The organism is Peribacillus sp. R9-11, from assembly GCF_031345095.1.
Lineage (GTDB): Bacteria > Bacillota > Bacilli > Bacillales > DSM-1321 > Peribacillus > Peribacillus butanolivorans.
In genome coordinates this window covers 5,109,932-5,132,092 of the sequence record NZ_CP133763.1, presented here as the reverse complement: position 1 = coordinate 5,132,092, position 22,161 = coordinate 5,109,932, and the positions used below count along the sequence as shown (strand labels likewise).

General features: G+C 38.1%; 20 protein-coding genes. 11 read left to right on the top strand and 9 right to left on the bottom strand.

Going from position 1 to position 22,161, the window contains the following annotated elements; translation table 11 throughout:
• The first annotated feature begins 311 nt into the window (after positions 1 to 311).
• From RE409_RS24955 to RE409_RS24945, 3 genes are all read left to right on the top strand, one after another.
• Entirely contained in the window at positions 312 to 1,907 is a 1,596-nt protein-coding gene (locus tag RE409_RS24955) for a spore germination protein (protein ID WP_309558244.1), read from the top strand.
• A 213-nt stretch (positions 1,908 to 2,120) separates the two neighbouring features.
• Positions 2,121 to 2,354: a hypothetical protein gene (locus tag RE409_RS24950; protein WP_201250304.1), complete on the top strand. Its 234-nt coding sequence runs from the start codon at positions 2,121 to 2,123 to the stop codon at positions 2,352 to 2,354.
• A 54-nt stretch (positions 2,355 to 2,408) separates the two neighbouring features.
• On the top strand, positions 2,409 to 2,600 hold the full coding sequence (locus RE409_RS24945) for a YciI family protein (RefSeq protein ID WP_309558243.1): 192 nt from the start codon (positions 2,409 to 2,411) through the stop codon (positions 2,598 to 2,600).
• 317 nt (positions 2,601 to 2,917) lie between these two features.
• On the opposite strand, the gene RE409_RS24940 is transcribed toward RE409_RS24945, so the two are convergent.
• Positions 2,918 to 4,132 (bottom strand): Ger(x)C family spore germination protein, encoded by a 1,215-nt coding sequence (locus tag RE409_RS24940; protein WP_201222772.1) that lies wholly within the window; start codon positions 4,130 to 4,132, stop codon positions 2,918 to 2,920.
• A gap of 298 nt (positions 4,133 to 4,430) precedes the next feature.
• On the bottom strand, positions 4,431 to 5,537 hold the full coding sequence (locus tag RE409_RS24935; RefSeq protein WP_309558242.1) for a GerAB/ArcD/ProY family transporter: 1,107 nt from the start codon (positions 5,535 to 5,537) through the stop codon (positions 4,431 to 4,433).
• 313 nt (positions 5,538 to 5,850) lie between these two features.
• Here RE409_RS24935 and RE409_RS24930 point away from each other — a divergent pair, with 313 nt between their 5' ends.
• A complete protein-coding gene (locus RE409_RS24930; protein ID WP_201250306.1) occupies positions 5,851 to 6,714 on the top strand; it encodes a DUF4349 domain-containing protein in 864 nt (287 codons plus the stop codon).
• A gap of 49 nt (positions 6,715 to 6,763) precedes the next feature.
• Here the strand turns inward: RE409_RS24930 and RE409_RS24925 are convergent, their stop codons facing one another.
• The 4 genes from RE409_RS24925 to RE409_RS24910 form a co-directional block, all read right to left on the bottom strand.
• Positions 6,764 to 8,128 carry an amino acid permease gene (locus RE409_RS24925; protein WP_098178128.1) on the bottom strand — a complete coding sequence of 455 codons (1,365 nt, stop codon included), beginning with the start codon at positions 8,126 to 8,128 and terminating at the stop codon, positions 6,764 to 6,766.
• A 322-nt stretch (positions 8,129 to 8,450) separates the two neighbouring features.
• On the bottom strand, positions 8,451 to 8,714 hold the full coding sequence (locus tag RE409_RS24920; protein WP_201250307.1) for an endonuclease: 264 nt from the start codon (positions 8,712 to 8,714) through the stop codon (positions 8,451 to 8,453).
• 13 nt (positions 8,715 to 8,727) lie between these two features.
• The gene (locus RE409_RS24915; protein ID WP_201222780.1) at positions 8,728 to 9,903 is read right to left on the bottom strand and encodes an MFS transporter; all 1,176 of its coding nucleotides are present in this window, start codon (positions 9,901 to 9,903) and stop codon (positions 8,728 to 8,730) included.
• Between the two features lie 128 nt (positions 9,904 to 10,031).
• Positions 10,032 to 10,343, bottom strand: coding sequence for an ArsR/SmtB family transcription factor (locus RE409_RS24910; protein ID WP_201187119.1), 312 nt, complete (start codon positions 10,341 to 10,343; stop codon positions 10,032 to 10,034).
• 516 nt (positions 10,344 to 10,859) lie between these two features.
• Between RE409_RS24910 and RE409_RS24905 the strand changes: the two genes are divergently transcribed.
• On the top strand, positions 10,860 to 11,099 hold the full coding sequence (locus RE409_RS24905) for a helix-turn-helix domain-containing protein (RefSeq protein ID WP_242485366.1): 240 nt from the start codon (positions 10,860 to 10,862) through the stop codon (positions 11,097 to 11,099).
• A 246-nt stretch (positions 11,100 to 11,345) separates the two neighbouring features.
• Here RE409_RS24905 and RE409_RS24900 read toward each other — a convergent pair whose 3' ends face one another.
• Positions 11,346 to 11,678 (bottom strand): phage holin family protein, encoded by a 333-nt coding sequence (locus RE409_RS24900; protein ID WP_053348783.1) that lies wholly within the window; start codon positions 11,676 to 11,678, stop codon positions 11,346 to 11,348.
• Between the two features lie 434 nt (positions 11,679 to 12,112).
• Here RE409_RS24900 and RE409_RS24895 point away from each other — a divergent pair, with 434 nt between their 5' ends.
• On the top strand, positions 12,113 to 13,471 hold the full coding sequence (locus tag RE409_RS24895) for an IS1182 family transposase (protein ID WP_309558241.1): 1,359 nt from the start codon (positions 12,113 to 12,115) through the stop codon (positions 13,469 to 13,471).
• Positions 13,472 to 13,609: 138 nt separating this feature from the next.
• Here RE409_RS24895 and RE409_RS24890 read toward each other — a convergent pair whose 3' ends face one another.
• Positions 13,610 to 14,497 carry a TetR/AcrR family transcriptional regulator gene (locus RE409_RS24890; protein ID WP_053348784.1) on the bottom strand — a complete coding sequence of 296 codons (888 nt, stop codon included), beginning with the start codon at positions 14,495 to 14,497 and terminating at the stop codon, positions 13,610 to 13,612.
• A gap of 830 nt (positions 14,498 to 15,327) precedes the next feature.
• Between RE409_RS24890 and katA the strand changes: the two genes are divergently transcribed.
• Genes katA through RE409_RS24875 form a run of 3 tightly spaced genes read left to right on the top strand, consistent with a single transcriptional unit; the run spans position 15,328 to position 18,224 of the window.
• Positions 15,328 to 16,794: a catalase KatA gene (katA, locus tag RE409_RS24885; protein ID WP_201250308.1), complete on the top strand. Its 1,467-nt coding sequence runs from the start codon at positions 15,328 to 15,330 to the stop codon at positions 16,792 to 16,794.
• 45 nt (positions 16,795 to 16,839) lie between these two features.
• A complete protein-coding gene (locus RE409_RS24880) occupies positions 16,840 to 17,091 on the top strand; it encodes a hypothetical protein (protein ID WP_207198796.1) in 252 nt (83 codons plus the stop codon).
• Complete coding sequence (locus RE409_RS24875) at positions 17,031 to 18,224, top strand: M14 family metallopeptidase (protein WP_201187113.1); 1,194 nt, start codon at positions 17,031 to 17,033, stop codon at positions 18,222 to 18,224. The genes RE409_RS24880 and RE409_RS24875 overlap by 61 nt, the downstream gene beginning before the upstream one ends.
• A gap of 449 nt (positions 18,225 to 18,673) precedes the next feature.
• Here the strand turns inward: RE409_RS24875 and RE409_RS24870 are convergent, their stop codons facing one another.
• On the bottom strand, positions 18,674 to 19,000 hold the full coding sequence (locus RE409_RS24870) for a hypothetical protein (RefSeq protein WP_235566018.1): 327 nt from the start codon (positions 18,998 to 19,000) through the stop codon (positions 18,674 to 18,676).
• 314 nt (positions 19,001 to 19,314) lie between these two features.
• On the opposite strand from RE409_RS24870, the gene purT reads away from it, so the two are divergent.
• The gene (gene purT, locus RE409_RS24865; protein ID WP_201187111.1) at positions 19,315 to 20,472 is read left to right on the top strand and encodes a phosphoribosylglycinamide formyltransferase 2; all 1,158 of its coding nucleotides are present in this window, start codon (positions 19,315 to 19,317) and stop codon (positions 20,470 to 20,472) included.
• A gap of 314 nt (positions 20,473 to 20,786) precedes the next feature.
• The gene (locus RE409_RS24860) at positions 20,787 to 22,145 is read left to right on the top strand and encodes an IS1182 family transposase (protein WP_201254046.1); all 1,359 of its coding nucleotides are present in this window, start codon (positions 20,787 to 20,789) and stop codon (positions 22,143 to 22,145) included.
• The last annotated feature ends 16 nt before the right edge of the window (positions 22,146 to 22,161 follow it).

Here is a 22,161-nt window from a genome sequence, read left to right as displayed (position 1 = left end):
AGTCCAGATTATTTAGATAAATGGGTTAGCTAATAAAGACCTCATTTGCAGTTTTATTTTAGAAAGACCTATGAGTGGCATTAATAACATTGAAATCGGGGATTCTCAGTCACTAGGCCAATTATATATATACAACCTTCACAAGCAATTGACCATAATGAATTAGCAAATACATAGTAGAGAATAAAATATGAAATTACAAGTGCTTTAAAAACCAAGTTAACTTATCAAATCTTTTCTCAAGAATTTTGGAAGAAATCTAATAACTCTACCTTCTGAAAAAGAAAAAGACTGAGAGGGGGATAAAATGTATGAGTTTATTTAAAAAACAAAGAAAAAACAGCATTAACCTCTCCTCATTCAAACAAGTCGATCAAAATAAGGAAACGAACAAAGACTTGTTAAAAACAAGCCTCCAAGGAAACATTCAACATGTAAAGCAGCAGCTTGGAAATAGCAGCGATATCGTGATTAGAGAAATACAAATTGGCAAAGAGCCAAACGTTAAAGCATGTATTTTTTATACGGATGGATTGGTGGACACTAATTCCATTCAGAACTTTATCCTGGAATCACTCATGTTAGATATCCATCCTGATCAAGAGCAAATGATATCGTCTCAACAAAATGTTTTACAATTATTGAAAGGCCGCATCCTTGCGGTAGGAGACATACAGGATGTTACGGAATTCAGTTCCTTATTTACTTCCCTGTTATCAGGGGATGTTATTCTTTTATTGGATGGATATGCACAAGGGTTTACAATCGGTATGCGTGGTGGAAAAGACCGTGGTGTAATGGAATCCACCACGGAAACCGTCGTTAGGGGACCAAAGGAAGGTTTTACGGAGAGCTTGCGTACCAATACGGCGCTAATTCGACGAAAAATAAAGACTCCTCAACTTTGGTTGGAATCGAAAAAAATTGGAAACTTGACCAAAACCGATGTAGCAATCATGTACATCGACGGAATTGTGAATGACAAAGTTGTCGAAGAAGTGCACACGCGTCTGGATCGAATCGATATCGATGGAATCCTAGAAAGTGGTTATATTGAGGAATTGATTCAAGATGAGACGCACACCCCTTTTCCGACTATCTATTATTCTGAACGCCCTGATGTGATTGCCGCCGAGCTGTTGGAAGGGAAAGTCGCCATACTAGTGGACGGAACGCCGATTGTTCTAGTCGTCCCGGCACTGTTCGTCTCCTTTGTACAATCCGCGGAAGATTATTATCAGCGTGCAGACATTGCCACCCTTATTCGTTTGCTTCGTTTTTTTACTATTTTTATTGCTCTACTAGGACCATCCCTATATATCGCTATCACCACGTATCATCAGGAAATGTTACCAACTAAACTATTGATCGGTCTAGCCGCTCAACGAGAAGGGGTTCCCTTTCCTGCATTCATTGAAGCTCTTATGATGGAAGTTGCGTTTGAAATCTTGCGGGAGGCTAGTTTACGAATGCCAAAAGCTATAGGACAGGCTATATCTATTGTAGGGACACTGGTGATTGGAACAGCGGCAGTAGAGGCTGGAATCGTATCGGCCGCCATGGTAATCGTTGTTGCAATCACGGCTATTTCAAGCTTCGTTCTTCCGTCATTTACCATATCCATGTCGATTAGAATACTCCGTTTCCCGATGATGGTGCTTGCCGCTACTTTTGGCTTATTCGGGATAATCGTTGGGGTCATTGCACTTGTTCTTCACTTGTGCAGCTTGCGTTCCTATGGGGTTCCCTATATGAGTCCTTTTGCTCCTTTTATCGGTAAAGACATGAAGGATACGCTTATTCGGGTACCGAGATGGGGGATGTTTGCCCGCCCCCGTTTAATCAGCCAGCAAAACAATAAACGCGAGCAGACCTCGGCACCGAAACCGCCGCGGGATAAAGTGTGAGATTGACAACAAAGTTATCAAAATGGTATCAAAATACACAAAAAACGCTTCTATTTAGTTGGATAAAGCCATTTATCATGGCGATTCTAAGATACCAAAAAGGTATAAGAAGGATTGGAATAAACAACTTTGACTTGTCTGGGTAGATACAAAGATTTGACGGTACAGTATCCCATTCTGTTATAAAGCAAATAGAGAAAGGAGTAGTAGAAATTGTTGGCTGTTGCAGGAATCCTTGTCATTGTCGCTGTGATTATCGCTATTGAGGCTCCTAGTCTGTTGAGGAAAAAATTAAAAAAGGAATTATGGATATTTTCCATTCTTCTACTATTCGGAACTGCGTTAAGCGTTGCCCAAGCACTGAATATCAAGATTCCCAATCCACTAGACTGGATTACAGCTATTTATAAACCGCTTTCCGACATGATTGAGAAAGTATTAAAGTGAAAATGGAATATGAAGGGATGCTTAAAACGGGCATTTTTTACATATGGTTGATAGTTGAAAAATAAGGAAGTGTGTCCACTTCATATCGAGTATTTAGACGAACGTGATCAAAAAGGGAAAGTTTTTGAAAGCAGACTTATCGAGGATAGTTTAGGCGGTTTAGTTGTCTATATTGCAGTAAAATTTGAAGAAGCGCACTCATTGGCGGAAAATGATTCTCATGATGATGATAATGTTCAGACTTAAATTAAAAGAGTGGTCAATTTAATAACAAATGGCTAAAGAACTTAATCAGTGTGTGTCGGAGCAATGAGGCCATCATTCACATCAGGAGCTGGAGGCAGTTCCTTTTCTTTTTGAAATAAATCTGCTAGATGCTTGAAAAATCCGATTAATTTTCAAAAGTACACTTTAGATAACTTGGTTTATGCTTTTGTGTGAGTATCGCAAATAGGGGTACAGCAACCATTTGTGAAATGAGGGGCCATGTTCAAATAGATTCCATTCAAAAAAAGGGATTCATGAAACACAACGTAACCTCATTTCATAATAAACCAAGCCAATTACTTTATTTTTTCTAAAACGGAATTACCAACCGTACCTATGTTTCGGATCTCTCCTTGCACCTTTATATTTACAGGCACGTGCTCAAAATTTTTATCCCAATCTTTTTTTAGTTTTTTCCAGGCTTTAGGATCAGCTCGATGAATCGCCTCACCAAATCCAAAAATGTCTACTTTCTCATTTTTCTGTACCTGTTTTATTGAATTCATGAAAAATCTCTTCGCTTCTTTTTCATAAATTTTCTCTAATTTTTCAATCGTTTCTGGTTTTGTCAAATCGATTTGACATTCTACTTCGCCTAAATTGCCTTCCACATGAATATTTAGATCTATCTCAGGTTTTCCATTCTTTATCTTACCCTTCATTTCCGTGTTTGACCTTTTCACTTCATACACAGCTTTTCCGCCCTTAGGACACGATAAATTCACAGCTGTACTTTTCTCCTTATTTGTAATGACGGTATACGTTTTGCTTTGTTTCTCATTTAGCCAGCCAACTAATTTATCCTCATTAAATACTGCTAATCCTTGAAACTTCAAACGAGCAGGGGGATCAATCATTTCTACATTCTGTTTGCTTAAAGAAGTTTTTTTATCACCTTTTATATCTGCTTGGATTCCTGTTAACACAGGTTGTTTTCCTTCATTTACTATATCTGAAATCAAATCGTCTAAGTTAACGGAACTTGTCGCTGACCATGCAGCTGCAGAGACTTCCAGGGTATCAAATATTTCATTTGCAGGTATTTTTTCTAAAGACGTGGGCACCTTCAGGATCTCTGCTGCTTTCATTCCCTTAGCTACGACGATATAAAAATCGGATCGGAGTTCCCAGTCTCTTGAGAGAATATCTAACGGTTTCCCAATTCCTTTTTTTGCTAATGACTCACCAATCACGAGGGTTCGAAGATGTGAGGGATATATTTTTCTAGGGGATTCCTTTGTCATTTGTCGGAAAGCCTCAAATATAGTTTCCCCTTTCGCCTGATAGATGATTGTCGGTGACCCGTCGGAACCTCCACCGCCTCCTTTTCCCGTAGCTAATTCTCCAGGATTTACTACTTGGGCTGTTACAAGATATTGACCATCTTTTGTACGATCTAGTCCTATGGCCAGCGTAATAGCCAGTTCATTTAATTCACGACGGTTCCAGCAACCCGTAGTGAATAACAGGAATACGATTAGTATGATAAACATGGTGTAGCTCCGTTTCATAGACGAGACTCCTTTCACTCTATTTATTTATAGGGGTTCAGCCGAGATACGTTTAAAAATGGGTCATAGCGATACAGTTTACCAATCGTTGGCAATTTGTTCAGGGTGTTCCATAAACGACCATTAGGGGGACATATTGTTCGAAATTGATGGCTAAAATGAATGCTTTTAGTCCCTAAACCCTTCCTATTCAAAATCCTATAAAAAAACAGAAAGACATTTACATAAATTTTCTTAGAGTAGATTTTATGTAAATTATCTATACTCTGAAAATCTGGAGTATTCAATGAAACGTTTTTTATTTTTGATGTATTTTTTTTCGGAATGCATTGACTATTAATAAGAGAATAGGAAGTACAAGTCCGTACGTTGAAACGTATAGGGGCCAAATTTCTTTATCAAATGTGGATGAATGTACCACATTGGGATGTATAAATAAGGAAAGCGAAACTATGATCATCCCTAAGGGTAGCGTAAGTGGCCGATAATCCTTCATATTCAATGTTTGTGCAAGACCTATGACAGAAGCGTAAAAGTAAAAAGACATTTTATAATAAATCGTGATAATCCACATGATAGCCATTATTGCTTCAATCCTTTGAAGAAAATCGCCAACGTTTATTTTTCTGGCCAAAGCATAACTAGGATACGTGTTTCTGGCAGTATTATCTACACCTAAAACTATAATAGTTAAAGCGATAATGATGAGTAAACAGATTCCGCCGATTAGTACTCCGATAAAAAAGCTTTTTTCAGCTGCTTTTGGTTGATTCACTGAAACAGGAAAAATCATTAATAAAACAAACAATGGCAAAGAAAAAATACTTGTAAAAAGAAAAACAGCATGAATCATCGGTTTTATTCCTGTTTCAAATACGGGCTGTATATTATCAAACTTATATTCAGCAGGAGGTAATAATATTGAAACCACTAGAATTACGAATAAAAAAACAAAGATAGGAAATAACAATTCTGCAGAACGAGCCAACGGTTCAAGACCAAGTCGAACTCCCATTATTAAGATGCATGCGAAAAGGATATGGATCGCTTCAATTGGTGTATCAGGCATAATCTGTGTAGTTAAGAAATTCCCAACATAAAGCAATAGTTCTGCCGTGGAGTAAAGTGAAAAAAAAACAAATGTAATGGAGACTGCCTTACCTAACCATTTGCCAAAAAGTGTTTCAATGATTTCAACCAGTGTCTTAGTGGGGAACATCCTGCCTACGGCGATATATAAAGCCACCAGCAATAAACCTATGCCTGTACCAATTACAGCTGCAATCCAAGCATCTTGTTTTACCTCTTGAGCCATAATTCCAGGAATCACCAAGATGGTCGTACCTATAGAAAATAAAATAACTAATATTGTAAATTGTCGAGCGCTAATTTTGAAATTTTCCACTATATCCCGACTTCCCATTGCTGATTATAATTCCTATTGTTTCCTTTGTATTGTTAGAATAAACTCTTCCTTTATAGAAAGGTTGATATATCCCCGCTTTCAAATTTCTTTAGTATTTCTTGTGGCTAATACGTCCACAAATGAGCCTCTGAAAATCGCAACTAATACACTTTTAGCTAATTTTCTATAGTCAATATACTAACCACCATCTTTATACATAATTTGGATGTTTGTATACCAGTACCTTTCATCATTGAAGTGTAACTTTCTTCCAAATTATTCGTCGGTAATGTTAAGAGAAGGAGGAATACCGATGAATCGAAAAAAAGTGATACTTATTTTCAGCTTGTTTCTTTTATTGGGGGCATGCAGTAGTAATGATAAAGAAGAATCCTTGTCGAAGTCACAGGAAGGAAAAGTGGAAAGTAAAATGGACGCCTCCTTATCTGGAGAACAGGCTTCTGATAAGCAGGCGGAAAAAGAAGCGGCAACAAATGAAAGAATGGTCATCCATCAAGCACAGCTTCAGTTGAAAGTGAAAAATCTTGAAAAAACACAAATGAAGATTGAAAGAAAGGCGAACGAATACGGCGGCTATGTTGTAGAGTCGAATGTATACAGGGAAAATGAAGAGATGGTAGAAGGTTCGATTACAGTACGGATTCCGGAAGCTCGTTTTCAGGATTTTCTTGTTGATACCGAGGAGCAGGCTTCAGAAGTGGTCGAAAGAAATGTGACAGGCCAGGATGTAACAGAGCAGTATGTAGATTTAAAGGCAAGACTGAAATCAAAGCGGGCTGTGGAAGAGAGGTTACTTGCATTCATGAAGGATGCTAAGAAAACGGAAGATTTGCTGAAAATATCATCCGATCTTGCCACTGTCCAAGAGGAGATAGAGCAGCTAGTTGGGCAAATAAAGTATCTTGAAAACCAAACCTCGTTTTCAACGGTAACAATAACTTTATCGCAAGACCATATTATTGTGCCAGGTATTGATAATAAAAAATTGAATACATGGGAGAGAACGAAGAAGCAATTCGCAACGAGTGCGAATTTTTTACTTAAAGCAGTTTCAGGACTGATTGTTTTTATTATAGGAAACTTGCCGATCCTCATTATTTTAGGCGGAGTGGGTGCTGTAATTTATTGGACGCTAAAAAGAAGGAGAAAAGGTTAAATATAGATCATAAAAGGGTGCCCAAGTTTGATTGGACACCCTTTTTTATTTATTTTCTCTTATGCAAACCGGATGCATAATACAAGACTACAAGCAATATGATCCAAATCGGACCGACGATCAAGGCGATTCTGGTATCTGCTGAAAAGCCGAGTATGACCATTACAAATACTAGAAAAGCAAGAGCGAAATAAGAAGTGAGTGGGAATAACGGCATCTTATACGTTAAGCCTTGTTTTTCTCCCGGACTCATTTTCTTTCTTGAGATAATCTGTGTGACAAGAATGGTTCCCCATGTCCAGAGGGCACCGAATGTAGCAACACTTGTTACGTAACCGAAGACCTTATCCGCTTCCATATAGTTAAGGTAGACGCCGAAAAGAAGCACGACAGCCGAAACAATAATGGCAACACCTGGAACGCCTGTCTTTGTTGTACGTTGGAAGCTTTTAGGTGATTCCCCTTGCTGTGCTAGGTTAAACAACATTCTGCCTGTACTAAAGATTCCGCTGTTACAAGATGAAAGGGCGGCTGTCAGTACGACAAACTGAATGATTCCTGCTGCACCTGGTATACCGATTTTATCAAACATCATAACGAATGGGCTGTCTTTTCCATTCATTTGATCCCATGGAGTAATCGATAAAATAACAGTTAGAGCTAAAACGTAAAAAAGTAAAATTCGATAAAAGACTGTATCGATTGCTCTTTTTAAAGATTTTTCAGGATTTTTGACTTCACCTGCGGTTACTCCGAGCATTTCAATTCCCAAATAAGCGAACATGACCATTTGGAAAGAGAGGATGACACCGGAAATTCCATTAGGGAAAAAACCGCCATTTTCTACAAGGTTGCCGAATCCTACTGCGATTCCACCGTTTCCGAGTCCAAAGAGAATCATTCCAAACCCAAGAACAATCATTAGAATTATCGTAACAATTTTAATTAAGGCAAACCAAAACTCCAATTCACCATAAGCCTTTACAGCAAGAAAGTTAATCGTCGTCATAATGGCAAGAGCCGCTAATGCCCAAGCCCATTGTGGGGTCCCTGGAAACCAAAACTGCATATAAATTCCGACTGCTGTAATTTCAGCCATACAGGTGGCAATCCAAACGAACCAGTAATTCCAACCGGTTATATATCCGGCAAGAGGGCCGACATATTCGCTTGCATAGCGACTAAAAGAGCCTGCGACTGGATTTTTTATCGCCATTTCCCCTAGTGCCCGCATGATAAGATAGATCATAAGCCCGCCAATTGCATACGAAATAATAATAGCTGGGCCGGCTAATTTAATCGCAGATGCCGAGCCGAGAAATAAACCGACTCCAATGGCTGCGCCAAGAGACATTAATGCGATGTGTCTTTCTTCCAATCCTCTGTGCAGTTGAGAATCTTTGGAGTTTTGCATAATTTTCCCCTTTTCTTTGTTGGAGTATAATTTTCTCTTTCTAGTCTTTCTAGCATTTTATCACTAGTAGAGGCTAATCAATATTATTTATTGATTTTTCACATAATATTACAACTAAATAATATATTTTAATAGAAAATTTGTAAAGTAAAAAAATGAAAACGCTTACTATAAAAGGTATTAGCTATATAAAAAAAGTTGAAATTTTTATAATATTTAAATAGATTGCTATTCGAAGAAAGTATAATTATGTGATTTTTCTAAAAATTTAGACTTTGTAAGAGGAAAGAGCTGCCCTAAAAAACAGGACAGCTCTTTCCTCTTACTGCCAGATGGATGAGGCCCACTCCTGATGATCAATGAATGGGCTGCGATTATACTGATATTTATTATAAATGGTTGCATTTCGATTCCGTTCAAAGGTATCTACTGGGGACAGTTCGTTCCATTCCGGCAGGACCTCCAACTTTCTATGATAAGGATTGGTGCGGTTGTTCACTTGATTATTTAGATCTAAATTAATTTCACCACTATCACCGTAATGAACGGCCATATAAAACAGTATTCGGGCAATTTCGCTGTTCATTCAATTCACGAACCTACGCTACGTTAACTCCTTCTACGTTTGAACGGAAAATATTAATTTTTATCATAATCAATAAGAAAGCTAGCAATGAAAACACAATTCCGCTCCAGATGAGTTGATGTATTCCCAAGTGAGAAATAAACCAACCACCAATAGATGCCCCCAAAGTAATTCCAAGATTGGAAAATGAGACAAACAAGCTGTTGCCGAATTCAGGTGCTTCCTTCGCTTCAGTTGTCAACCATGTTTGGCTGACAATTAGACCACCAGAATGCACTATTCCCCAAATGAAAACCATTAGAATCATCGGAATTAAATAAGAGCCCAAATAATAAGCGAATAAATAGATTACTATATATAGAAGGGGAAACATTATTACGGTCTTAGTTATGCTTTTTTGCAAGAATCCACCAAACAAAAAGTTCCCAAAAATCATGATTAGACCAAACGCCATCAACATTACACTAATCAAAGAACCATTCATATGTGTTAATTGTCCCAAATATTCGGCAAAGTAGCTGTACACAGAAAACATCGCTGCAAAGATAAACATAACGGCTGCGATGTTTAACCATAATCCCGGTTTACGTAATATTCCAAGCTGCTTTCCATAAGACATTTTTTCCTCATTAGGCATGGAAGGAAGCCACATTAATATTCCTACAAAAGCAATCGCATTTACAACAGCCCCAAATAGGAAAGCAGTTTCTAACGAAAACTGTTCCGCGAAATAAGAAGTTAAAGGTACGCCAAATGCAAATCCGAAAGTAATTCCGGCAAAAACCTTTGTAACTGCTTGGTTACTTTTTTCCGGAGGAACAAGTTTGGCAGCAGTCACAAGAGCTATTGAAAAAAAGAGAGGATGAAAAATAGCGGGTAGAATACGGAAAACTAGCATGATATCAAATTTCGTTGTACATGCATAAATAATATTTGAAATCGTGAACATAAACACTGAGGTTAATAGAATTATTTTACGATTAATTCCAGAAGTGAGTAATGTCAAGAATGGACCTGAAATGGCAACGATTAAAGCAAATATACTTACAAGTAATCCGGCTTGTGAAGTTGTTATATTAAATTTTTGAGTTATCTGGGGTAGAACTCCCACAATACCCATTTCAGTTGTAATAATGCCGAATACGCCTAGAGCCAACATAATAATAAGCAAAGGGTTAACTTTTTTCATTAATACAAATCTCCATTCCTATTGTATATTTCTTAATTTATATAAAGATATAAATCATTTATAAAATTAAATATCTGTATATCTAGATATGTAAAAACAAAAAAAGAATGACCTCCTTTACGTTTATTTTATAGTTCTTTTTGAATGTACTCGGAAAATTCATGTATTGTTTTTTCATTCCGACGATAATAGGTCCACTTTCCGATTCGCTCAGATTCCAACAGCCCAGCTTTTTGCATTGTTAACAAATAACTAGAGATGACAGATTGTGCAAGCCCTGATTTAACCTGAATATCTCCCACACATACACCAACTTTAAAATTTAAACCTTGTTGAAAATAAGGCTTTTCATTAAAGCACTTCTCTGGATTTTTTAGCCATTGCAAAATTTGACGACGTGTATCGTTTGATAAAGCTTTATAAATTAATGTAGGTTCCATATAAATCATTATATCTATTTTTATAGATTTGTAAATGTAAAATTTACCGTTTTCATCGATAAGTAATTTGAAGATGCGGAAAAAGTAACACGAAAAAAGTGAATCTACATAGTGAATTAAGCTCTTATCGAAGGTCGTACTGTAGTAGTCCTTTCGATATTTCTGTAGGGTCATCGATGATTTCGTGCAGGGTGTTTAGCGAAGACCCTGATTTTCATAGTCATGGTAGGAGCCAACCCCGGTTCTGTCACCCACTGAATCCATGGCAGATACATCCTTTAAGCCGGGATGGGTGAAATATTCACTCAGTAACAAGGAAGAAGAGCCTTTTACCCATAAGTATAACCGTACATACCGATTTCGATGGAAATGGGAGTGAATCTATTTATCATTTCCCGCCAGAAGACTCCCTCTTCAAGCGTGTGAAGGGCGAGATGAATGGCGGTTGGTATAAGCCAAAGTTTTTTGACAAACATACGTTCGATAGTTAATAATAACTATAAGGGGGTGAAACCAATGGTCGTAAACAAAGCTTATAAATTTCGAATCTATCCAACTAAAGAACAACTAGTTCTAATCAATAAAACGATCGGCTGCTCCCGTTTTGTCTATAACTTCTTTTTAGGCAAACAAAATGAGAAAGATGCCTACTGGTATATCTGTGAAGAAATGAAGCAGAACGGCCAATTACCCTCTAATGAATGGAAAGGTTCTTTTCTGGATAAATACGCAACAATCAAAGAACTTCCAGCTTAAAGAAAGAGTATTCTTTCCTGAAAGAAGTAGACAGTATTACCTTACAGAAATCGGTGGGAAATTTAGCAGATTCCTATAGTCGATATTATAAAAAGCAAAATAAGTCACCATAACCGGTGTCAAAAATGAGCGAATAAAGATATTACATAATAGGGGAATTTAGGGGAATAGCCCGGGAAATATCGAAGGGTGTTATGGAAATAGTCATGGAAACGAAAAACCGTCAGCATTCTACTGACGGTTTTTCTACTCTTTTTTTATAATAAGACTTTGGATGAAACTTAATAACAATGAACCGATTAGGGCTCCCCAAAAAGATTCTATTTCAAAGCCACTGACAACATAGGATGTAATTTGGAACGTGAAGGCATTGATAATGAACGAAAACAAGCCGAAGGTTAGGATAGTGATCGGCAAAGCGATAAGTTGAAGAATTGGTTTAACTAGCATGTTCATGATTGATAATATAAAAACCGCCAGTAGAGCTGTACCATAAGATTTTATCGTGATGGAGTCGAGAAGCCAGTCAATAACGAGTAAAATCAACCCGTTGATAAGAAATCGCATTATTATATTCATGAAAAACTCCTCCTGAAGACACTTTTCTACACTAATCATTATACTAAAATTTTATGAATTTCAGTTATATGTTTGCTGAATTGTCACAAAAAAATAACGATTCGATACGTTTTCTTGCAGATAATAAAAAGCCCCATAATTGGGGCTTTCAGACTGTAGACAAACTCGATGAAAATCGAGTTTGTCTACAGTCTTTTTTAGGGGTTGTAAAAATTCGAACGTTGATTTCCACTCCAGGAACTCGCTTTCCGCGGGCGGTCAGGGAGCCTCCTCGGCGCCTTTGCGCCTGTGGGGTCTCCCTTGGACACGCTTTTCCCGCAGGAGTCTCGCACCTTCCGTTCCAATCAACTTTGTTTTAACAATTAGAAATAAACACTTTTTCCTACAGTCTTTTTTGTTTTAATATAGGAGTATTAAAACTTGAGGTGATGACGATGCTTTCGAAACATAATTCTATTCAGCGAGATCAACTTGAAATGATTACTTTGGATCAACTGGTGCCAGCGAACCATTTGGTTCGTAAAATTGAGGGGGCCATTGACTTCACTTTCATTTATGACTTGGTGAAAGAGATGTATTCAGAGATAGGCCGCCTAAGTATTGATCCAGTTATTTTAGTTAAATTGACATTCATTCAATATACCTTCGGTATTCGTTCGATGCGTAAAACGATTGAAGAAGTTGAAACGAATATGGCTTACCGTTGGTTTTTAGGTTACGGTTTCCATGATAAAGTACCTCACTTCTCAACGTTCGGGAAAAATTATGAGCGTCGCTTTAAAGATACAGACCTGTTTGAACAGATTTTTTATCGTATCTTAATGACAGCCTCAGAAAGAAAGTTAATTAGTGCAGAGCACGTATTCGTTGATTCAACACATGTGAAAGCCAGTGCGAATAAGCGGAAATTCGAAAAGAAAATCGTTCGTAAGGAAACACGAGCATATCAAGGACGCCTTCAAGAAGAAATAAATCAAGATCGTGAAAACAATGGAAAGAAGCCTTTTCCACCGGATAAATTTGATAAAGAAGAAACCAAAGAAATTAAAGAAAGTACAACTGACCCTGAGAGTGGCTACTATGTAAAAGATGAACGAACAAAACAGTTTGCCTATTCATTTCATGCGGCTGCAGACCGCAACGGTTTTGTGCTGGGGACGATTGTAACACCAGGAAATACGCATGATAGTCATATCTTAGAGCCTCTTGTTGAACAAGTGATTGAGAAAGTTGGAAAACCTGAAGCTGTTGCCGCAGATGCAGCTTACAAAACACCAGCCATTACAAGCTACCTTTTTGGGAAAGAAATCACACCAGCTTTACCCTATACACGTCCACGAACAAAAGAAGGGTTCTTTCGCAAGCATGACTATGTTTACGATGAACATTTTAATTGTTATCTCTGCCCATCGGGCGAGATTTTAAAGTACTCAACAACAAATAAAGAGGGCTATCGCGAGTACAAATCACCCAAACACACTTGTGCGACATGCTCATTTTTATCACAGTGTACAGTAAGCAAAGACCATCAAAAAGTGGTGACACGCCATATCTGGCAAAATTATATGGAAGAAGCAGATCATCTGCGTCACCACAAGGATGTAAAACCTATATATGCGAAACGCAAAGAAACAATAGAGCGTGTATTCGCAGATGCAAAAGAAAAGCATGGTATGCGTTGGACTACTTTAAGGGGACTTAAAAAATTGTCGATGCAGGCGATGCTTACATTCGCTGTCATGAATTTAAAGAAGATTGCCAATTGGACATGGCAAGGTCCAATAATGGCTTAATAAAGTGGGCTCGTAGAGGCCCAATCTCTTAATCTTGATCAAAATTCAAAGGGAATTTCAAAAGGGGTCCAGAATTAAAACATTCTGGACCCCTTTTGTCTACAAACTGAAAGCCCCATAATTGGGGCTTTAACCAGTTTAGTTACTAGCGATAATCTTTTCGAAATCACTCAATTCTTTTGAGTTTTTAAGCTTTAAATTTGTGTTTAAAGATAGTAGAGCACTTTCGATGAGAAAGTGGCGCGGCTCACCTTTTTGCAGAAATTCTTCTTGGATAAAGTGAACTAATTTTAAGTGTTTTACCCGTTCTGCTTCATCTTGGAAAAGTTTTAAGATGACTTTTTTAAGTTCGGCTGTAGAGTGAAGGAGAGCAGTGTGAAAATCCTGTTTCGTATCGAAACATTCTGGCAACCATTGCTTTATATAATCAGGATCGAGAAGCTGTACTCCTGATTGGCTCACATCATCGAAAAGAGTTTTAAGCCTATCAACACAATAACGAATTATTTCAGTAGGGTTGAAATCAGGCTCTTTAGCTAACGCATTAAAATGAATGGTTTGGTGCATCATCCCTGAATAAAGTATGGCACAATCTAATATATAAGGTTTTTTCTCTTCGCCGAATATTTCTAGAAACCGTTTTGATAGCCAATGTATATGTTTGAATTTTGCATGTGTAATAAAGTTTTTAAGTTCGGTATCATTTGAAATCATTATTTCTTCAAATAAGGAAAATAGTTTATTACTTCTATTGGAGTGTATTTGTAATTCAGATTGTTTGATGAATATTTCAATATCCGCAACATTTTGACCGATTAATAGTTCATTACTTTCATGTTCGAATTTTTCTTGGGTCGAGATAAAGACAGCTTTAAGCAGTTCACTTTTAGAAGAAAAGTAGTTATAAAATGTCCCTTTTGAAATACCGCTATAGTCCAAAATATCCTGAATAGATGTTGCTTGATAACCCTTTTCAATAAATAACTGGTGTGCATACTTAACTACAAGTTGTTTCCGTTCATTCATATAAATCACCCTTACTCTTATTGGACGGTCATTTTAACGTAATAGTATCTTATTTTCTATACGAACACAAACCAGTATTTTCACAATTGTTTTATTGCTTAATTCCAGGAAGGGAGTGGTGTCAGGAAAAATGAACGATAAGTTTAATAGAAGAAAAAGTAATAGGGTTCAACATCAATAAAACGGCGGCTGTATAGGGTGGATAGCGACCTTTATATCAGGTGGATTCATAGCTTTCCTAAACTAAGCTTTAGCGAATGTGGCGCTACCATCGATTAGGTGTGGCGTTTTTTTAGGTCCTTCATAAAGTGTGTTTGATCAGATACCGGAATCACACAAAAACAATAAAAGCATTAGTTCATAAAAAAGAGCTGCCATTCCTTATATAAGGATGGCAGCTCTTTTGCTTGTGATTTTAAAAAAGAAAATAGAAGTGAACATTGTCACATGCGAATCTTATGCTTTGTTATAAAATGAGAGAGTGATCTAGATTTATCCAATTTTTAAGAAAATAATGGAAAATATTTAGACTTTTCTTCATTCTCGATTAATAACTTATTAGATATAGAAATGATAAAATCATGCAGTATGAAGGAAAAGTGACATTGAAGTGAAATACCAGTAAAAGGGATGAAAAAATCGAAGAAACTTGTAGTAAAGCGATTTGTAAAATTTGATATTTCCTTTTACTGGATTTAAAATAAAAGTATAAACAATTATAACCTTAATGAATTAATTATTATATTAAAATTATTATAAATAAGTATTGATTTTTTTCTGATAAGGCTTATCATTATATACATAAATAATAATGAAAAGGTGGTTCAATTATGACTAATAAGAAAAACCTTACAACTAGCTGGGGTGCACCAGTTGGAGATAACCAAAATTCAATCACTGCGGGACAACGTGGCCCTGTACTCATTCAAGATGTACACTTATTAGAAAAATTAGCGCACTTTAACCGTGAGCGTGTGCCTGAACGTGTAGTTCATGCAAAAGGTGCCGGTGCATTCGGTACTTTCGAAGTAACGAACGACCTTTCTAAGTATACGAAAGCTAAGCTTTTCAATGGTGTTGGCAAGAAGACAGATTTATTTATCCGTTTTTCTACAGTAGCTGGCGAATTAGGCTCAGCTGATACAGTTCGTGATCCACGCGGATTTGCTGTTAAATTCTACACGGAAGAAGGAAACTACGATATCGTTGGTAACAATACGCCTGTATTCTTTATCCGCGATGCGATCAAATTCCCCGATTTCATCCATACACAAAAGAGAGATCCAAGAACACATTTGAAAAACCCGACTGCGGTCTGGGATTTTTGGTCACATTCTCCAGAATCTTTACACCAAGTAACGATTCTAATGTCTGACCGAGGCATTCCGGCTACACTTCGTCATACACATGGTTTTGGAAGCCATACATTTAAATGGGTGAATGATGAAGGACAAGGCGTTTGGGTGAAATATCACTTTAAGACAGAACAAGGCATCAAAAATCTTGATGTGAATCTTGCTGCAAAACTTGCGGGTGAAAACCCTGATTACCATACGGAAGATCTTTTCAATGCAATTGAAAAAGGCGACTTCCCTGCATGGAAATTATACGTACAAATCATGCCTTTGGAAGATGCAGATACCTACCGTTTCGATCCATTTGATGTAACAAAAGTATGGTCTCAAAAAGATTACCCGTTAATCGAACTTGGCCGGATGGAATTGAATAGGAATCCTGAAAACTATTTTGCAGAAGTAGAGCAAGCTACGTTCTCACCAGGAACATTCGTACCAGGAATTGAAGCTTCTCCAGACAAAATGCTTCAAGGACGTCTATTTGCATATGGTGATGCACACCGTTACCGTGTTGGTTCTAACCACAACCAACTTCCGGTTAACCGTCCGAAAGTGGAAGCAAGCAACTATCAACGTGATGGCTTCATGCGTGCGGATGACAATGGCAAGGGTTCAGTTTATTATGAACCTAATAGTTTTGATGGCCCTGCTGAAACAGCTGAAAATAAAACCACTCCATTTGAAGTGACTGGGCAAGTTGCACAAGTAGGACATAACAGTGATGACCACTACACTCAAGCAGGTGACTTATACCGCCTATTGAGTGAAGAAGAAAAAACTAGACTTGTAGAGACTATTGTGGGAGCAATGAAACCAGTCGAATTAGAAGAAATCAAACTTCGCCAAATTGGCCATTTCTACAAAGCTGATCCAGAATACGGAACACGCATTGCTGAAGGTCTAGGCTTAGTAGTACCAGAAGAAGCAAGAAGCATAAAATAATGAATTCTTAATCTTAACTAAAAGCAAACAGGCATCCATTTATAAATGGATGCCTGTATTTATTTGAAGGTTAAACGGCTTGATGTGGAGAAAATTGAGCTGGGTTATTTGACCAATGTGACAGTGAGGCCAACCAAAGCGGTTTGTATTTGTGTATTGGCACAACCCATTATTGGGATGAAAATTGGCAATAATTTGGTCAAACCAGCATACATTTGGATAAGTGGAGGTGCAGTATGGACGTTTTTGTGCGGCAGAATGATTCCTTGTGGCATTATAGCCAATTATTCAATGTGAATTATCAACTGATAATTGATTCCAATAGCGGGATTGATCCTCTTGCCCTTAAGATAGGACAGAAGATCAAAATTCCGGGCTTTACGACGACTGGTCATCATATTAAGAAAGGGGATTCCTTATGGGCGATTGCCAAATCACGCAATCTTCCATTGGATGCACTATTTTTGGTTAATCCTAGTCTCAATGCGAATGCCTTGAAAATTGGCCAGACGATTTCTGTACCATTAAGGATTACTTGGAGGCTTGTTCAAGGAAATCAGGAATATGATTATCAAATGATGATGAATGATGTAAAACGACTGAAAAGCATTTATCCTTTTATTAAAACATCCTCGATTGGAGATTCGGTTCTCGGGAGGGAGATCCCTGAAGTGCTGATTGGGAATGGTGACAAACGAGTGCACTATGATGGTTCATTTCATGCAAATGAGTGGATTACGACCCCTGTGATTATGACTTTTTTAAATGATTATTTAATGGCAATCACGAATCAAACTGGGATCCGCAGTCTATCTCTGTTCCCTTATTATCAGCAGACGATGCTATCTCTCGTTCCGATGGTGAATCCTGATGGAGTGGAGCTGGTTCTAAAAGGACCACCTGCTGATGCCTCATTGAAATCACAGCTCGTGGAATGGAATAATAATAGCGAGGATTTTTCCGGCTGGAAAGCTAATATCAATGGAGTCGATCTGAATGATCAGTTTCCCGCCAAATGGGAGCTAGAACAAGCTCGCAATATGGTAACGAAGCCAGGACCAGCAAATTATTCTGGAAAAGGTCCGCTAACGCAGCCAGAGGCAATTGCGATGGCTGATTTGACAAGAAAACGGGATTTTGACAGAGTACTTGCTTTTCATACCCAAGGGGAGGTCATTTATTGGGGGTTTGAAGATTTGGAACCACCCGAGTCTAAAACGATCGTCAATGAATTTGCGAGGGTCAGCGGTTATGAGCCCGTCAAATCCGCTAATAGTTATGCAGGATATAAGGATTGGTTTATTCAGGATTGGCGGAGGCCGGGGTTTACCGTTGAACTCGGCAAAGGAAAAAACCCGCTTCCTTTAACACAATTTGATGAGATTTATCAGAAAACGCTGGGGATTTTTTTAGCTGGTTTGTATATGTGAATTTGTCCATGTGAAAAAGCTCAACTCCGGGTCTTTAGGGGAAGAGCTTTTAGTCTTATAAACTATTAGACCGGAAACGATGAGGGCTGCTTCAATAATAAGGTAAAGTTTGAATTTCCTTATTGATTGCATGATTAACTCGTTTTTAATCCTAAAAGTAACGATTTTTCTCCAGCATTCGTATTACTTAAATTGCAGCCCTTACCTAAAAGGTATACTAATAGTTTTACGGTAAAGAAGCTTGACTCCTTTAGCGCTAGTATCGGCCCCACCTACGCCAGATACATTGACGGCCACGCATGCCATCCAACCTAAGTTTATTATAATAGAAAGCGCTTACATTTACAAAAAAAATCGTAGAACAAATTTCGACATCTACTCCTGTATACCCACCTTAGTGAAGGGAATTTGACTTCTCACTGAGGTGGGATTCTTTAGTGTTAACCATGTTAACGAGCGATGAATTCCTGAAGTTTTTTTGTTAGGCCGCCATTTCCAAATTTAATGAACTTTGTCTTTCCAGCTTCCTGTTCTGGAGAAGTAGCAAATTCCAAGAAGGCTAAAAGGTTGATCCGACGGTTAAGGATATGGATGATACCATATTCATAAAACCAATTATCAATCGTATTGTAAACTCCTTTATTCAGCGAATATTGCTGCTGGCACCATTGAAAAAATTTTCTATCAGGCAGATGTAGGTACTCCATCTCTTCTAAGCGGGTATTTTTTTTCTCCTTCATAATAGGGAACATAGGCCTTAGTAATTCTTTTTGCAAAGTAAATTCCTCCCTCATTTGATAATAACGAAAAGGCCCCCTATTCATGTTGTTGAATAGAGAGCCTCTAGTGAACTAGTCAGCCGATATATTTTATTATATAAAACCAGCATAAAACATATTAATCTTAGTTGTCAAGTGTGAATTAAATATTGGTTTTTGTGTTAAGCGTTTTATTTGTTAAAAAACCTGTATTTATTACGTTCACTTGCTATTAATAGAGAAAAATAAATGAAAAGACGAATAAAATTTTGTGTTTATTCATTTATAGTTCGTATATAATGGTTTTGAAGACATGGAGGGGGAGAGACTGGATGTATAAATCGAAAAAGATTTTATTATTAGGTTCGGGTGAATTAGGTAAAGAGGTCATTCTTGAAGCACAGCGTCTTGGTGTAGAGACCGTTGCCGTAGACCGCTATGAACAGGCACCTGCAATGCAAGTTGCTCATCGAAGTTATGTCATCGATATGCTGGATGCGAATCAGCTTAGGGAAATTGTTGAAAAAGAACAACCCGATTTAATTGTGCCGGAAATTGAGGCTATTGCCACATCTGAATTAATCAAATTAGAGGATGAGGGCTTTCATGTCATTCCAACAGCAAGAGCGGCTAAGTTAACAATGGATCGTGAAGGAATTAGAAGGTTGGCTTCTGAAACACTAGAGCTTCCAACTGCTGCTTACAAATTTGCTGATACATATGAAGAATTTGTCCTAGCTGCCAAAGAGATTGGGTTTCCTAATGTCGTAAAACCGCTAATGAGTTCTTCAGGGAAAGGGCAAAGTGTCTGCCGTACGGAAGATGATCTTGAAGAATGTTGGCAAATTGCGATGGAAGGCGGCCGGGTTCAAAATGGACGAGTGATAATTGAAGAATTTATTCGTTTTGATTCTGAAATCACGCTCCTTACTGTTCGTGCAGTAAATGGAACGATGTTTTGTGCTCCAATCGGTCATATTCAGCAGGGTGGGGACTATATTGAATCTTGGCAACCTCATAATATGACAGAAGCACAAATCGTAGAGGCGAAAAGAATTGCCCAAGCCATTACAGATGAACTTGGAGGATACGGATTATTTGGGGTAGAACTTTTCCTATCTGGAGATAAAGTCTATTTCAGTGAAGTTTCTCCACGCCCGCATGATACAGGGCTAGTGACATTAGCTACCCAAAATTTATCGGAGTTTGCCCTGCATGTAAGAGCAATTCTAGGGTTTCCAATTCCAGAAATCACGCTGATTACTCCAGGAGCCAGCCGTCCGTTAAAAGCGCCAGTTGAGTTATCGGAATATTCTATAGTTGGTGTTGAACAAGCCTTGGCTTTGCCGAATACACAAGTGCGCGTCTTTGGAAAACCGGTCACGAAGGTTGGTAGAAGGGTAGCTGTTGCTTTATCTTCCGCCGATTCAGTCGAAATTGCGCGAGTGAATGCAGCCCGTGCTTTGGAATGTTTGAAGGTAGAGAAGTAATATTAAAAAGCGCTCTGGAATAGAGCGCTTCAGACTGTAGACAAACTCGATGAAAATCGAGTTTGTCTACAGTTTTTTTGAGGGGGTGTAAAAATTCGACGTTGATTTCCACTCCAGGCACTCGCTTTCCGCGGGCGGTCAGGGAGCCTCCTCGGCGCCTTTGCGCCTGTGGGGTCTCCCTTGGACACGCATTTCCCGCAGGAGTCTCGCACCTTCCGTTCCAATCAACTTTGTTTTAACAATTAGATATAACCACTTTTGCCTACAGTCCTTTTTGTTTTAATATAGAAGTATTAAAACTTGAGGTGATGACGATGCTTTCGAAACATAATTCTATTCAGCGAGATCAACTTGAAATGATCACTTTGGATCAACTGGTGCCAGCGAACCATTTGGTTCGTAAAATTGAGGGAGCCATTGACTTCACTTTCATTTATGACTTGGTGAAAGATATGTATTCAGAGATAGGGCGCCCAAGTATTGATCCAGTTATTTTAGTTAAATTGACATTCATTCAATATACCTTCGGTATTCGTTCGATGCGTAAAACGATTGAAGAAGTTGAAACGAATATGGCTTACCGTTGGTTTTTAGGTTACGGTTTCCATGATAAAGTACCTCACTTCTCAACGTTCGGGAAAAATTATGAGCGTCGCTTTAAAGATACAGACCTGTTTGAACGGATTTTTTATCGTATCTTAATGACAGCTTCAGAAAGAAAGTTAATAAGTGCAGAGCACGTATTCGTTGATTCAACACATGTGAAAGCCAGTGCGAATAAGCGAAAATTCGAAAAGAAAATCGTTCGTAAGGAAACACGAGCATATCAAGGACGCCTTCAAGAAGAAATAAATCAAGATCGTGAAAACAATGGAAAGAAGCCTTTTCCACCGGATAAATTTGATAAAGAAGAAACCAAAGAAATTAAAGAAAGTACAACTGACCCTGAGAGTGGCTACTATGTAAAAGATGAACGAACAAAACAGTTTGCCTATTCATTTCATGCGGCTGCGGACCGCAACGGTTTTGTGCTGGGGACGATTGTAACACCGGGAAATACGCATGATAGTCATATCTTAGAGCCTCTTGTTGAACAAGTGATTGAGAAAGTTGGAAAACCTGAAGCTGTTGCCGCAGATGCAGCTTACAAAACACCAGCCATTACAAGCTACCTTTTTGGGAAAGAAATCACACCAGCTTTACCCTATACACGTCCACGAACAAAAGAAGGGTTCTTTCGCAAGCATGACTATGTTTACGATGAACATTTTGATTGTTATCTCTGCCCATCGGGCGAGATTTTAAAGTACTCAACAACAAATAAAGAGGGCTATCGCGAGTACAAATCACCCAAACACACTTGTGCGACATGCTCATTTTTATCACAGTGTACAGTAAGCAAAGACCATCAAAAAGTGGTGACACGCCATATCTGGCAAAATTATATGGAAGAAGCAGATCATCTGCGTCATCACAAGGATGTAAAACCTATATATGCGAAACGTAAAGAAACAATAGAGCGTGTATTCGCAGATGCAAAAGAAAAGCATGGTATGCGTTGGACTACTTTAAGGGGACTTAAAAAATTGTCGATGCAGGCGATGCTTACTTTCGCTGCCATGAATTTAAAGAAGATAGCCAATTGTACATGGCAAGGTCCAAGAATGGCTTAATAAAGTGGGCTCGTAG